11 protein-coding genes and 1 pseudogene are annotated in these 14,787 nt (G+C 39.9%); 9 read left to right on the top strand and 3 right to left on the bottom strand.

The window, feature by feature from the left end; translation table 11 throughout:
* The first annotated feature begins 43 nt into the window (after window positions 1-43).
* The 3 genes and pseudogenes from BLQ57_RS12635 to BLQ57_RS12625 all read left to right on the top strand — a co-directional run.
* Window positions 44-919: a GLPGLI family protein gene (locus BLQ57_RS12635; RefSeq protein WP_169712808.1), complete on the top strand. Its 876-nt coding sequence runs from the start codon at window positions 44-46 to the stop codon at window positions 917-919.
* Entirely contained in the window at window positions 916-3,567 is a 2,652-nt protein-coding gene (locus BLQ57_RS12630) for a hypothetical protein (RefSeq protein WP_087941289.1), read from the top strand. Before BLQ57_RS12635 ends, BLQ57_RS12630 begins: the two co-directional genes overlap by 4 nt.
* Window positions 3,568-3,941: 374 nt before the next feature.
* Window positions 3,942-4,241, top strand: a pseudogene (locus BLQ57_RS12625) (DUF5118 domain-containing protein); the annotation flags it as partial.
* 389 nt (window positions 4,242-4,630) lie between these two features.
* On the opposite strand, the gene sucD reads toward BLQ57_RS12625, so the two are convergent.
* Window positions 4,631-5,512, bottom strand: a complete 882-nt coding sequence (gene sucD / locus BLQ57_RS12620) for a succinate--CoA ligase subunit alpha (protein ID WP_087941291.1) — start codon at window positions 5,510-5,512, stop codon at window positions 4,631-4,633.
* 114 nt (window positions 5,513-5,626) lie between these two features.
* Between sucD and BLQ57_RS12615 the strand changes: the two genes are divergently transcribed.
* The 5 genes from BLQ57_RS12615 to BLQ57_RS12595 are packed head-to-tail and all read left to right on the top strand — an operon-like array spanning window position 5,627 to window position 12,621.
* Window positions 5,627-9,070, top strand: coding sequence for an ATP-binding protein (locus tag BLQ57_RS12615; RefSeq protein WP_087941292.1), 3,444 nt, complete (start codon window positions 5,627-5,629; stop codon window positions 9,068-9,070).
* Window positions 9,071-9,102: 32 nt separating this feature from the next.
* On the top strand, window positions 9,103-10,278 hold the full coding sequence (locus tag BLQ57_RS12610) for a hybrid sensor histidine kinase/response regulator (RefSeq protein WP_087941293.1): 1,176 nt from the start codon (window positions 9,103-9,105) through the stop codon (window positions 10,276-10,278).
* Between the two features lie 2 nt (window positions 10,279-10,280).
* Window positions 10,281-10,913 carry an ABC transporter ATP-binding protein gene (locus tag BLQ57_RS12605; protein ID WP_087941294.1) on the top strand — a complete coding sequence of 211 codons (633 nt, stop codon included), beginning with the start codon at window positions 10,281-10,283 and terminating at the stop codon, window positions 10,911-10,913.
* Window positions 10,910-12,157: an ABC transporter permease gene (locus tag BLQ57_RS12600; RefSeq protein WP_087941295.1), complete on the top strand. Its 1,248-nt coding sequence runs from the start codon at window positions 10,910-10,912 to the stop codon at window positions 12,155-12,157. The genes BLQ57_RS12605 and BLQ57_RS12600 overlap by 4 nt, the downstream gene beginning before the upstream one ends.
* Window positions 12,158-12,180: 23 nt before the next feature.
* On the top strand, window positions 12,181-12,621 hold the full coding sequence (locus BLQ57_RS12595) for a hypothetical protein (RefSeq protein WP_092824115.1): 441 nt from the start codon (window positions 12,181-12,183) through the stop codon (window positions 12,619-12,621).
* A gap of 35 nt (window positions 12,622-12,656) precedes the next feature.
* On the opposite strand, the gene BLQ57_RS12590 is transcribed toward BLQ57_RS12595, so the two are convergent.
* On the bottom strand, window positions 12,657-13,487 hold the full coding sequence (locus BLQ57_RS12590) for an aminotransferase class IV (protein WP_087941296.1): 831 nt from the start codon (window positions 13,485-13,487) through the stop codon (window positions 12,657-12,659).
* Between the two features lie 128 nt (window positions 13,488-13,615).
* On the opposite strand from BLQ57_RS12590, the gene BLQ57_RS12585 reads away from it, so the two are divergent.
* Window positions 13,616-14,038 (top strand): hypothetical protein, encoded by a 423-nt coding sequence (locus tag BLQ57_RS12585; protein ID WP_139162727.1) that lies wholly within the window; start codon window positions 13,616-13,618, stop codon window positions 14,036-14,038.
* Here the strand turns inward: BLQ57_RS12585 and BLQ57_RS12580 are convergent.
* Entirely contained in the window at window positions 14,035-14,481 is a 447-nt protein-coding gene (locus BLQ57_RS12580) for a c-type cytochrome (protein ID WP_087941298.1), read from the bottom strand. The genes BLQ57_RS12585 and BLQ57_RS12580 overlap by 4 nt on opposite strands.
* Window positions 14,482-14,787: the final 306 nt, after the last annotated feature.

Here is a 14,787-nt window from a genome sequence, read left to right as displayed (position 1 = left end):
ATTTATATGTACAAGAAAATTAGAATTCAAAATGAGGCTATCAATGAAAATATTAAATTCCAGTTTAGTTTTTGGTCAAATTAAAATCACTGTTTTTCTAATTGCTTACATCTCTGGAGTTCAGTTGTTTGCTCAAAATAATAATTTCGCCTTTTTCTACGAAATGGAATACTCCAGGGATACTACTGACTTGGAGCTAAAGGAAAAGGAGCTGATGGTGCTGTGGAGAATGGGCGATTCCAGTCTTTTTCAGAGCTATTCGGGATATCAAAAAGATTCCGTTTATGCTATTTATCTGAATCAGGCAAAGCAGAATGACAAACTAGGAAAGGAGGCAGGGAGTATTGATCTTACTCAGATGCTACAGCAAATGGCAAAATATCCCGCGGCAAAAGTACAATACAAAGTACTTAAATCCGGTGAAGATGGCGATATAAGGCAATACCGGAAGTTATTCAAAAATGAATATGTGTTTTCTGAGCCATCTGATAATCTAGCTTGGAAGTTTACTGACGGGGCTAAGGAGATTTTGGGCTTTGACTGTCAACTCGCAAGAGTAAGCTATTCGGGGAGAGAATATTTTGCTTGGTTCACTCCAGAAATCCCCTTCAATGATGGGCCATATATTTTTGGCGGTTTGCCAGGATTGATATTGGAATTATACGATGCAGATTGTCATTATAATTTTAAATTAGTGGGTGTTGAAAATCGAGAGGTGGACTTTTCTAAGCAGTTGTCAGATAAAGCTATTGAAATTGATAAATTTAGATTTTTTAGACTCGAAGATGAGTTTAGAGATAATCCATTAAGCCAAATGAGTGAAAGTGATGCGGGAAAAGTTTCCGCCTCTGCTGTGGCTCAAGTGCAAGAGAGGCTTAAGTCCTCAAATAATCGCCTTGAACGAATCCTTAAAAAATGAAAGTAAGTGCTGGGTATTTTTTAATGGTCTTACTGATTATAGCGAATTTTAAGACAGTGAATAGCCAAACTATTCTATCCGGAAAAATACAAAATTTAACCAACCCCAGCATTCAAAAGGGAGTAAACGTCTTAATCCAGGCACAAAAAGATTCTGAGATTTTAGCCTTTGATGTGAGCAATGGAGATGGAAGTTTTTCATTGACAATTGATTCACCTCTGGATAGTTTGTGGTTGATCGCAAAATCGCTGACCATCGAGACAGTTGAGTTAAGAATAGCTAATACCTCCCAAGTGATAGAAATTCCTGTCGAAGAGTCTTTCCTTGAGTTGGAATCATTCATGCTTGAAGGAGCAAAAAGCCCTATTTCTCAAAAAAAGGACACCTTATCTTATGATATCGATGGATTTTCTGATCAAAATGACAAGGTTTTAATCGATGTTCTCAGAAAATTGCCTGGTATTGAAGTAAACCCTAATGGGTCTATCAATTACAAGGGAGAAGCGATACAAAAATTCTACATCGAGGGGCTTGATTTGCTGGAAGGTAGGTATAATCTTGCTACTAAAAATATGCCCGTGGATGCTGTTAAATCTGTGGAAATTTTAGAAAATCATCAGCCTGTAAAAATTCTTGATGGGTTGGAATTTTCTTCCAAATCCTCTTTAAATGTCCGGTTGAAAAAGAAAAATGTACTCATTGGTAGAGGTTATTTGGGAGGGGGATTTCCAGGGATTTGGGATGTCAAAGCCGCTCCTATGATTTTTAATGATCAATTTCAGTCTATTGTTAGTCTTGGGACTAATAACGCGGGGAAGGAGCTTTCTGATGAATTAACAGATCTTGGGAATCAGATTGCTACATCTGGAAATGAGGTAGTTAATGAATGGTTTCGGCCAGCTGGTTTTAGAATGGGTACTAGCCAAGACAGCCGTTTTATTTTTAATAAAAGTATCTTGGCTTCGGTCAATACCCTGAAAAAGAACTCAAAAGATATCCAAGTGAAATCTGCCATAGACTATTCTAGGGAGGATGTGAGTAACTCTTTTTTGATTCAAAGAACTTACTATTTGGATGAGGGAAATGTTGAAGTCAGTGAAGCAGGGACTTTGGATGAAATCAGGGACCGACTAAACCTAAAAATAAATCTTACCAAAAATGCAGAAACAGACTATTTCTACAATCAGTTTGATGCTTCTTGGGTTAATTCCCGTTACCGAAGTGACGTAATATTTCAAAATCAAAATTTGATTCAGGATATAAACAGCCCTGATATCATTCTCTCCAATTCTTTTCGGAAATTGATCAAAAAGGGAGAAAAGGTATTGGATTTTAATTCGTATGCCTTCTTTTTATCCCAAACACCTAGGTTAGAAACGACACCTCCTTTCTTGGGTTTTGCGGACTCTCTCCAAACAGCAAGTGAAAGTTTACAAAGGGTTCGGTTTAATTCCTACCATTTTAACAATTCACTTTCTATAAAAAATATGAGACTTTTGGGCCTCAATACTACTTCAAGTTTTGGGGTTTTGTTGAAAAATTCAGTTTTGGGCTCAGCTACCTATTATAGAGAGTCTTTAATAGGGTTCCCTTTCCAAAATAATATCCGGCTTAGAGAAGCCTCAGGTTGGGCTTTGGTTTCTGCTGAAAGGAATACCAAGAAGTCTAATTTAAAAATTACTATTCCTGTAAAATTTGCTAATCTTCAGCTCCGGGAGGTTTTTGAAGAAATGAGTATCGAAAGTCCTAATCGTTTGTTTTTAGAACCGACTCTCTTTTTTTCTTGGGAGGCATCACCATATCTTAGTTTCAGAAATTCAGCCGCAAGAAAAGTAACCATTGGTGACCTTTACGATATTTATCCCGGCCAGATATTTCTAAATTATCAAACCATCCAAGTCAAAAATGCTCCTATTCCTATTTTTAAGTCTAATAGAGTAGCTTTTAGCCAAAGTTTTAAGGATCCCCTCATTTCTCTATTTGCCAATTCTGCCTTTTCGTTAGCACATATCAAGCGTAATGTATTGATGAAAAACCAGGTGTTGGAAAGCGGTCTGGTTCAGTTGAGTTCCTTTGAAAGGGAGAATATTGAAAAATCCTTCTCTTGGAATGGCGATATTAGTAAGTATTTTCCTAGAAGAAAAACCACAGTGGCAATGGGCTCAGCCTACAACTGGATTCAAAGGGAAATAGCTGTAAATGATGTTTTTCAAAACTTAAATTACAAACAATTGAATGGGTATTTGAAAGCTGTATACAGAAAAACCGGGAAGATTAATTTTGAATTGAGGTATGATTTATCATTAGTCCGATCAGCTACTCCAAATGCTTTTGATAATGAATCCATTATTTCTACACCATCCTTTTCTTTCCTCCTTTTACCGAATCAGAAACAAACAGCCAAATTAACTTTCGAGTCGTTGAGTATCAGTTCAAATGTAGTAGAATCAAAGTCCACTGTTAGCTTTCTTGATTTCACTTACAATATTAAGTTTCCGGCTAAGCGAATAGAGTTCTCTGTTGTTGCTACCAATCTGTTAGGTCAAAATGAGTGGGCGAGGATCTCTAATTCATCTTTTATCCTTGTCGAAGAATTTAGAACCCTTAGGCCAAGACAATTGATGCTTCGTGTAGAATATGCATTATAATTATTTATTTGAGGTATAGTATAAACCTTAATTAATTGAGAGTAAATCTTAGGGACTAAAAAATCACCTTGGTTTCCTGCCTACGGATGATAAGGCTTCAAGTGCAAGCTTAGATTCTGAAAATCATCTTCATATTTCATTTTTCAAAATTCGAACTTACCGATCATAAATGTCTGTTTGTTTCACTTGGTTTCAAGGCTACTTTTCTACTCGATTTTACTAATTGCTATTTAAAAATATTTTCAACTGTTACTTGTTCTATTCCTCCTAATTTCAAGTGTGAGTTACGGTCATAAATTAATAGGAAGAATGTGGCTGCATCTACTCCTTAAACTACAAAGTTAGGAAAATAGAGTCCGTTTAAAAAATATCAAGACATCGGTACAGCGGGTACGATTTCTAATGAGGGATTATTCAATGTCCATACCGTAGGGAAAATTCGGTATTATGAAATTTCTTTTGACTTGTTGAATACCGACTTGTTTTTGGCCAGTATTATCTCCAAAATCGTAGATGGCCTGAATGGAGAATATCTAAATGCAAGATCCAAGACCTATGAGCAGGTAATTCGCTGGTTGAGAGTCGAAAATAAAATTCAATTAAAGTCTATTTCTTTAAGAAGTGTGGACAATGGGAATGAAGCCTATACTCGGGCGGCTATGTTGAGTGATTAGTATATAGGATTGTGGTCAGAACTATCATGTTCTAAACCTATCGAATAAATCTACAGCGCACTCATGTGGAAAGATTGGCTTCACCCATGGAGTAAGATGCTAGAAATCGTTCCGATATCGGTGCTCCTGCCCGTGCCGAATTGATGAGTATCCAATCCGTAGCGCGAACTTCCAGTTCGCGCTACTACGCAAGAGTTATGCAGTTTCAACTGAAAGATGTGGATGCGATGATCGAAACGGTTCTAAAGGGAGAATAAAGATTGAATAATAAACCAAGCCTTTGTGAAATTTCTGTAGGCTTGTTTTTTTTATATGAAAACCATAAAAAACCCACTTTGAAATAAATCAAAGCGGGTTTTAACTTTATAAATTGGATGGAGAATTGGAGATTAAGCGTTTACGCCTAATACTTTGGCCATCACTGCTCCGATTTCTGCGGGTGATTCAGCTACGTGGATACCGTTTTCCTTCATAATTCGCATTTTGGCAGCTGCAGTATCGTCAGCTCCACCGATGATTGCTCCGGCATGCCCCATTCTTCGACCTGGAGGTGCTGTCTGTCCAGCAATAAATCCTACTACAGGCTTTTTGTTTCCAGTTTCTCGAATCCACTTGGCAGCTTCTGCCTCGTAGTTTCCTCCGATTTCACCGATCATGACGATCGCATCAGTTTCTGGATCTTCCATCAGAAGTTGTACAGCCTGCTTGGTAGAGGTTCCGATGATCGGATCTCCTCCAATACCGATAGCTGTCGATACTCCAAGCCCCGCTTTAGCCACTTGATCGGCAGCTTCATAGGTCAAGGTCCCGGATTTAGAGACGATTCCGATGCGTCCCGGCTTGAAAACAAAGCCCGGCATGATACCTACCTTAGCTTCTCCTGGAGTAATGACACCAGGGCAGTTGGGGCCGATCAAGGTAACACCCCGCTCTTTAATATAAGGCTTAGCTTTCATCATATCAGCCACAGGAATACCTTCTGTAATGGTGATGATGACTTGAATCCCTGCATCTGCAGCTTCCATGATAGCATCTGCCGCAAAGGCAGGTGGTACAAAAATAATGGAGGTGTCTGCACCAGTCTTTTGAACTGCTTCCTCTACTGAATTGAATACGGGTCGCTCCAAATGAGTTGAGCCTCCTTTACCTGGAGTGACACCGCCTACTACGTTGGTGCCGTATTCGATCATTTGCTGTGCGTGAAAAGAACCCTCAGACCCAGTGAATCCTTGTACGATTACTTTGGAATTTTTATTGACTAGTACACTCATGCTTCGATTTTTAAAGTTTGGCACAAAAATAAGAGAAACCACACGCTCACAAAAGATTTGATTAACATTATATAGGTTATTTGACATCGAATTTCTTTTTCTAACTTCGCTTCTGTGGGAAAATTCACTCGAGTTCTACTTCTTTTTCTCTTTTTGGGGACAATTGCTTCTCAGGGTTTGGCCCAGACCTTTAAGTATAATACTGCTCCTAAGGGAGTGAAACTGCCTGTTCAAAATATTTTTCAAGTGGAGCAAGACAGTTTGGGTAGGGTGTGGTTTTCGACTTCTCGCGGAGTTTTTTATTCTGATGGAATTCAGACCTATGCTCTTCCAGATTCGATCTACTCAAACTTCGATTTTCAAGTTTCCATTCATAGGGATGAGTCAGGTTTGGTTTGGCTTTTTAACAATTCTGGCCTACCTAAGCTACTCAAAGGGGGATATGGTACTTGGGAAGAAGTGAAAATTGATTTCAAGCTTCACGAGGAGCCAAGTACATCTATTCGATTCCAGACTTTTGGTAAGGAAGAGGAACAGATTCATTTTTTGGAAACACGGTATCAGTTTCTTTTTTGGAAAGAGGGAGAAAAAGCTACAGCGATCAACCGCGATTTGGAGTCTGCAGGAAGATTGATTTCCATTGAAAAGATAGATGGGGAATTTTATGGGTTTTTCAGAAACGGAACCTATCGTATCCACGGGGATAGTTTGGAGCAGCTGAAGTTTGATGGGTTGGATTTACCTACTTCACCTTACCTTGTCAAGAAGGCCCCCGATGGCCAATTTTATTTCTTGGGAGAGGATTACTTGGCAAAGGGCAATCAATTGGCTTTTCCTAGCGAATGGTTAGACAGAGGATTTACAAAGGATTATTTTTTTGCATCGAATTATTATGGATTAGATTTTAATAAAGGAAGTGTTTTTTATCATTTCAATTCTCCTTTGCAGAAATTGAAATTGGATCAGGATAGCGCTTTGGAGCTGGACTTGGAATTTGAGTTGAACTCGTTTAGCATTCAAGATTTCTTGGTAGATCGGGAGGGAGTATTGTGGATGACTACCAATAGAGGACTAGTGAATACGAATGGTCTGATATTTCAGAATTATGGATTTTGGAGGTCAGAGATGTTAGGAGAGGAAGTCACTGCGATTCATAAAATACAGGATGGAGAGTTTCTTTTTGGATTTAATAATGGAATACAGCGCTACTCCAGGTATAGACTGCAGACCATTTATCGGGATGAGTACCCGGAAGGGATACCCACCGGGCGTATTATTAATTTTGCACAAGGGGGGAAGGGAGAAGTTTGGTTTTCGGCTAATTGGTCCGGAGTGGGGCTAGTTGATGTAGAAACTAATCGTGTTCAGACATTTCGTGCACCTGATGACATTACGATATCTTCTGTGCAAGTGGTAGGAGGGATGCTCATTGCTGCAGGTCCAAGGGCTATTTACAAAGTGCCCGTCTCCACAAGAGGCGTACAGATTTTCGAAAAAAACTTGGTCAGTCAAGCTGAAAAACTACTGGGGGATTCATTTTTCTACCTTCGAAAAGCCTCCTTGCTTTCCGACGGTCGGATGATTGTACTCAGAGCATCCAAGCTTGATAATCCTAAGCCGGTCGTAGAAAACGAAGACCTGTTGATTGCGGAAGGCTATGATTTTCTGGAAACGGAAGAGGGTCTTCTCTTAGGTACTGAGGGAGGCGTGAAGGTATGGGATGGAGCACAGTTAAGACCGTATTTTGTAGGGGGGGGAGCCATTGATCGGCCAGTTTTTGTATTGATAAAAGACAGTGCTGGAGGAATTTGGGCAGGTACTGATGATGGGATTTACGGCTTGATTGATGATGAAATCTTTCATTACAATGAGTCAAATGGCTTGATAGCAAATGAAACCAATCGAGGGGCTTTAGTGGAGGCAGATAGCAGTAGTTTGTTGATTGGTACTGTGAGAGGGTTTTCGATGTTTTATCGATCTGAGGATTTTTTAGCTTCAGGAAGTCCTAAGGTGAGTTTTTCTAAGATTAGGATCGGTGAGACTGCACTGAATAATGAAAAATTGATAGTCCCCAATGAGCAAAACTCTATGGAGGTAGATTTTTCTGCTGTAGGATTCAATGAGCAAGAACCTCTTTGGGTGCATTATCGATTGCTGGGATTGAGCGATGAATGGGAAATAAATAAAGATCCCAAGTCTGCCACTTTGTTTTTTGGGAATCTTCCTCCCGGTGACTATCAATTTGAGCTTAAGGCCTCCTATGGTGGGATGAATTTCTCAGAGACCATTTCAAGTGTACCTTTCAGAGTTTTGAAGCCGTTTTACTTGAGAGCCTGGTTTTTAACGCTATTGGCAGCAGTATTTGTTGGGATTGGAATTTTGATCAATATCCTTTTCAGGCAATTGCAAAAGGTGGGCTTATTGGAAACTGCATTTGACCAATCAGACAAAGAAAAGGTTTTTCTGGAACAGCAGTTTAAAAACGTATGGAATAGCTCTAAGGATGGCCTCGCCCTAAGCTATGATGGAGAGACGATTATAGCTGCTAACCCTGCCTTAGCCAATTGGCTGAGAATCGAGAAAGAAGAGCTTTCAGGTAAGAAATTTAAAGATTTGATCTTCAGTCATGTTGATAACGACTCCTTTTTTAAGCGATTTCAAGAGGGGATGGCCAATATCGATGAAATGGGTTTTGAAATGGAGGCAAGTTTGGTCTTGCCCGAAGGTAAATTTGAATTGGCACTATTCAATCGACTGATTCAAGATGGGGGTGTCAGTGAAAAAAAAGTAATCTTGACGGTGCTGAGAGATATTACTTCCGAAAAAGCAATTGAGACGAAACTGAGAGAAGCTAAGGAAGAAGCTGAGCAAGCCAACCGATTCAAGACTAGCTTACTTTCTAATGTAAGTCATGAAATCAGGACCCCACTCAATGGGATAATCGGCGGCACGGAGCACATTATGATGACACAGCAAGAGGATAAAAAGTTACTGGGACAACTTGATATCATTTTGCAAAGTGGAGAAAGATTATTGCAGACGATCAATTCTATTCTTGACATGGCAAAAATAGAAGCCAATAAAATGGAGGTGGTGTACAGCCCTACCTTGATCAAAACTTTTATTGAGCAGCTTTTAAAATCCTACCAACCCCTTGCGTTCAAAAAAGGGCTTGAAATCAATGCGGTACTTCCCAAGGAGGATTCAGAGATCCTAATAGACCGGAGGTTTACGGAGATGATTTTGAATAATGTCATTGGCAATGCAATAAAGTATTCTGGAAAAGGTACAATAGGTCTTGAGGTTGACGTGTCTAAAAATCAGTTAGGTTTAGAGATTATCGACCAGGGTGTGGGAATGTCAGAAGCTTTTCTGAAACGCATTTTTGATCCATTTGAGCAAGAAAGTACGGGGCATCAGCGGCAATTTGAGGGTACTGGTCTAGGCATGAGCATTACCCGCCATCTAGTCGATCTACTCGGAGGAAAAATTCTCATTGACAGCAAAAAGGGAAAAGGCACCCGAGTTCGCATAGAAATCCCCTTGCCGAATTCATAATTTTTGTATTTTCAAAAAATAATTTCAAATACATGTTTAGCCTAAAGGTACTTATTGTTGAAGATGACTCAGTTTCTGCACTTTTATTGAAGCGGGCTCTGGAGAAAAATAATCATACTATAATCGGGATAGCAGACTCCGGTGAGGTAGCCCTTCAGATTTTGGAAGAGGAGTCCGCGGAGATCGTTATGATGGATATCAATCTGTCAGGAGAGCTTGATGGGATCAAAACCACTGAGATCATCAATGAAAAGTTTGATATTCCTGTAGTTTACCTCAGCGCTAGCTCAGATGCGGAAACGCTGAATAAAGTAGTGGGTACCAATCCAAGTGCCTATGTCATCAAGCCTTTTAATATCCGCGAGCTGAATATGGTGATTGAGTTGGCTATTTTTAAGGATAGAAAGGAAAAGGAGCTTCAAAAGCTTAATAATGAACTGGAAGAAAAAGTCAAACAGCGTACCGTGGAGTTATATGAGGCCAACAAAGAATTGACCAAGGCCTTGGAGAAAGAAAGAGAAATCAATGAGTTGAAATCAAGGATTGTACTCAATGTTTCCCATGGATTTAAGACGCCTTTGACTTCGATTTTGAGTTCTGCGCAACTTCTGCAACTGTACGCCGAGAAAGATCATCCTTTTAAGCAAAAGATTAGTAAACATGCGATGAAGATCGAAAATTCCGTTCGCGCATTGAATAATTTGCTGACCTCTGTCCTCTTTTTTGGGAAAGCCGACGCCAATATGATGGAGTACAAACCCAAGAAAATGTTTGTGCAGGCCTTTATCAAAGAGGTTCTTGACACGATTAAGGCGGGAGTAGAAAACAACGTAAAAATAAAAACAGAGCTGGGTGACCTTCCAAAAGTCATAGTTTCTGATAGCGATCTCTTATATCAAGTTTTTGAAAACTTACTTTCCAATGCAGTGAAGTACTCCAGAGATGGAGGAGAAGTCAAATTCGAACTTCGATACGAAGACGGGCATCTTTTGGGAAAGATTCAGGATAAGGGGATAGGCATTCCCAAAGGAGAAAAGGACAAGTTATTCGATCGTTTTTTTAGAGCTCATAATGTGGGGATTGTTGAGGGTTCAGGTTTGGGCTTGTCGATTGTCAAAAAATGTCTGGAAGTATTGAAAGGGGAGATTACTTTTGCCACAGAAATGGGAAAAGGGACAACCTTTGAAGTGAAGATTCCCGTAGACTAAGCATGCTATTTTATACCAAAGATCTAAGCTACTCCCATCCGGGGCAGCCTTTATTAAAATTTCCAGATATTCAGCTACAGCCTGCTGAGTCTTTACTGGTCTTAGGACAATCTGGAAGTGGCAAAACTACCCTTCTAAACTTGCTTTCCGGCTTGCTTTCACCTGCAAGTGGACTCATCCATTTAAATGGAATGGAGCTTACAGGATTGAAAGGGGATCAGCTGGATCTGTTTAGGGGAAAAAATATTGGCATAGTCTTCCAGAAACCCCATTTACTTGCGCCTCTTACGGTGAAAGAAAACCTTGAAATGGCCCATTTTTTAGCCAAAACGTCCGGGCAAGCTATTCCCGCATTGTTAGACGAATTGGGAATGGGAGCTAAATTAAACGCATCTGTACAGACGCTCAGTGAAGGAGAAGCCCAGCGGGTATCAATTGCTAGAGCGCTGGTAAATTCTCCCAAGCTGATTTTGGCAGATGAACCTACATCAAGTTTAGATGATGAAAATACCGAACGAGTGATCAACTTACTCAAGCAGCAGGCAAAAAAGATCGGTGCAGCTTTGGTCATAGTAACACACGATCAGCGAGTTAAAAATCATATCTCCCACTTTATTGAGGTAAAAACATCATGAATATTTTTAAGCTAAGTTGGAAATATTTGACCTTTAAGCCTCTCTCTACTGGTTTAAACATGCTTTTGTTGGCTTTAGGTCTGGCGATTATTACTGTCCTTTTGCTGATTCAGGATCAGTTTGAGAAAAAGATGACCCAGGATGCAGAGGGGATTGATCTAGTCGTCGGTGCAAAGGGGAGTCCTTTACAAATTATTCTTTCGTCAGTATATCATATTGATTTTCCCACGGGAAATATTCCTATGAAAGAGGCCATGAGACTTTCTCAGAGCCGTTTGGTCAAAAATGTAATTCCTCTCGCTTTGGGGGATAATTATCAAGGGTACAGGGTAGTGGGGACCAATCATGACTACCTCGACCTACAGCAAGTCACATTTAAGGAAGGAAAAGCTTGGGAGCGGCCCTTTGAAATGGTGCTTGGAGCGGTTGTGGCCGAGCAAATTGGCTTGGCGCTAGGAGATGAGTTTATAGGAAGTCATGGGATCAGTGAAGGAAGTCATGATCACGAAGCTCATGCTTACAAAGTGGTAGGGATATTAGAGCCCAGAGGCACAGTTGTAGACCGATTGCTAATGACTTCGGTAGAATCTGTTTGGCTGACTCATGATGAAGAGGAGGCTAAGGAGGAAAGCGAGGTAGCACATCAGGAGAAATACCATGCAGAAGTAGCCAAAACCGGCTTCCCCGATACTGAGGAGGATAGGGATGTGACTTCTCTGTTGCTGCAGTACAGAAGTCCCATGGCTGCAGTACAGTTACCTCGAATGATCAATTCGGGAACTTCTATGCAAGCGGCCTCTCCTTCCTTCGAGATGTCACGCTTGTTTGAGCTTTTAGGAGTGGGAGTGAGTCTTTTGCAGGGACTTGCTATTGTCTTGATCGGGATTTCAGGTTTAGGGATTTTTATAGCGCTTTATAATTCCTTAAAAGAACGAAAATATGATCTTGCTATCCTGAGGGCTATTGGAGCGTCCAAATTTCAACTTATGCTTATGATCTTCCTTGAGGGATTAATTCTGACTTTTTTGGGGGCTGTTTTAGGCATTTTGCTAGGACATTCTTTTTTGGCAATTTTAATCTCGCAAAATGATCAGGGAGTGGTTTCTTCGCTACAGCCGTGGATTTTCTTAAAAGAAGAACTTTGGATAGTGCTTTATGCGTTAGCTGTGGGAGTTGTGGCTTCGCTGATTCCAGCATGGACAGCTTATCAAACAAGCATTGCAAAGCAACTCACAAAAGCGTAATTAGCAAACTCAAAATTAGATTTATGAAAAATATACCGTATTTCATCCTTTTGATTGGTTTTTTGGGGATTCTGCCTTTTCAGACAAATGCCCAAAATGATAATGTCTGGAGAAATCTGTCCGAGGTGAGTTATAAAATCAGCGAGGATAACTTTGGGGAATTGTATGTCCCTGTGTTTTCTGATAAAATTAAAAATCTGGAAGGTACTGTTGTAGAAGCAGATGGATACATTATCCCTTTTGAGGGGATGTTTAAACCTGAGCATATTATCCTTTCTAGTCTACCCTTGGCAGAATGTTTTTTCTGTGGATCAGGTGGTCCGGAGACAGTTATGGAAGTGATGCTTTCCGATCCGATTAAATATACTTCCAAAAGAGTCAAGGTGAGGGGTAAGCTTCAGTTAAACTCCAATGATCCCGAAAAGTTGATGTATATTTTGACCGAGGCTACGCTCTTGAATTAAACTAAAAAAAACAGCTGAAAAGCTGTTTTTTTTGTTTATGAGTTTACACTTGTGTTTTGACTTACCATTGCTCTAAATCTTTCCAACAATCCAAGAGTGACTGGACCGGGTTTTCCTGTGCCTATTTTTAAATCATCGATTTGAGTGACAGGAAGGATGACTTTGGTAGTACTGGTGATAAACGCCTCATCTGCATCTCTTATTTCCTGAAAGGTTACCGGGCGAATTTGCGCACCTCCTGCAAGTTCAATGACATTCTTCCGTGTGATTCCTAGTAAAATATTACTATCAGGAGTGATCAGCTGTCCATTTTTTACGATGAAAAAGTTACTTCTTGAGCTTTCGCTGATGTAGCTACCCTGATAATACAATACATCTTCTGCTCCCTGTTTTTTCCAACCGGCAGAGTGCCATACCGCAAGCGCATAGTTGGTAGTTTTGATTTCTGCGACTGGTCTCACGTATTCAAGACTGAGTAATTTTATTCCATTTTGGTACTTATCTTCACTTGGGAAGCTCAAGGATTCGGCAAAAATAAACAACTTCCCCTCTCCCGGAGAAAAATGATTTTCGGAAATTCCACCGCTCAGTACCATTCTTATTCCTCCTTCTTTTAAATCATTTTTTTGGATCAGTTGATGGATTATAGTCCTTAATTCTTCTCTATTATAAGCTAAAGGAATATAGGTACGCTCTGCAGAGCGGATGAATCGATCGAGGTAATCTTCCAAAAATAAAGGCTGGTAATTGACGGTTCTGAAAAAATCAAAAATCCCATAACCTCTGATCAGTCCAAGGTCGGAAGGGTGAAGGGCGGCAGCTTCGGTAGCAATAATTTTTCCGTCAGCAAAGCAAAATGGTTTCATAGAATCGATATTTAGAAGGCCTAAAATTACTAAGCATTGAGTATATTTAATACATTTGGGGGTCTAAATACTTTAATAAGATTTTATCAAGATAAAATATTAACTACTCCATGAAAAATCCAATGATCATGAAAAGAGTTACTTCGCTTTTAATTTTAGTAACTATGTATTTTTCGATTGCATGTCAACCTACTTTAGAGGAGACTAATAGTCAACTCCGAGAGGAGGTCATCGCAGTTCATGATGAAGTGATGCCCATGATGGGAAAACTCAAATCCTTTGAGAAACAAGCTCAAGAAAAGATCGCAAAGTTGGAGCAGGAAGAAAATGTGGATGAAGCTCGAGTCGAAGAATTAAAAGCATTGGCTTTTGACTTGAATAAAGCTTATGATGGCATGTTTGTTTGGATGAGACAGTATGAGGTAGAGGATGGGGATAAAAGCCCCGAAGAGGTGGAATCTTACCTTAAAGAACAATTGGTTTTGGTTTCAAAGGTAAATGAGGACATTACGGCGGCTTTAGAAAAAGCAGAAAGAGTCATCGGCGCTTAATAATTTTCAGGTTTTTCTCTTAAATATTTCTCCACCTCAGAGGAAGAAATCACTCCTTTTTGCTCACCCCAGATATTGTAGAGGTAAGTAGTGATTTGAGCTATCTCGAGAGGTTTCAGCGATGGGTTTGCAGGCATGGGTTGATCATAGGTTTCCCCATTGACTACTATTTCCCCCTTTTGTCCATGGCGAATTAGCCAAACTGTCCTGTGAACACTTGCTTTGAAATAGTCTGATTCCTTGATCGGAGGTATTAATTTGCCTAATCCAATTCCGTCCACCTGATGGCAATTAGCACAGTAGCTATCGTACAAGCTTTTGCCAGCAATGGCAAATTGCATCACTTCTGGATTTGAGATTTTTGCCAGCTCATTTTCATCATTGGTAGATTTTGGTGCGCAGGACCAAGATAAAATCAGAGAAAAAAAGACTATCCATTTCATGTGTTTATAATTTGTTTCTTTTTCATTTTTAGGTAAAGGAATAAAAAGACGCTAAGAAGTTAAATTTTCATGTTCATGCTCACGGCAATACTCCTGTGTGCTTAGCGTCTGATGTCAATTTCATGTACGGGGTTTCGTTGTTTTCACAACGATGTTTCAACCTCCAGTAAAAACCGACCTTTGTTTTTTTATGCTACCTTTTCCTTGTTCAGTTCCACTCCAAGTTCCCTGAGTTTGTCCAGGTAATGTTGGATCTGTCTGTCCTTCTTTCGGCTTTCCAAGTATTCTGCTCCGAGTTCTTTGTAT

It is taken from the genome of Algoriphagus faecimaris (assembly GCF_900101705.1).
In the GTDB taxonomy this organism is placed as follows: domain Bacteria; phylum Bacteroidota; class Bacteroidia; order Cytophagales; family Cyclobacteriaceae; genus Algoriphagus; species Algoriphagus faecimaris.
Note: the sequence above shows the minus strand (reverse complement) of the source record. Positions and strands in the feature narration are given on the sequence as shown.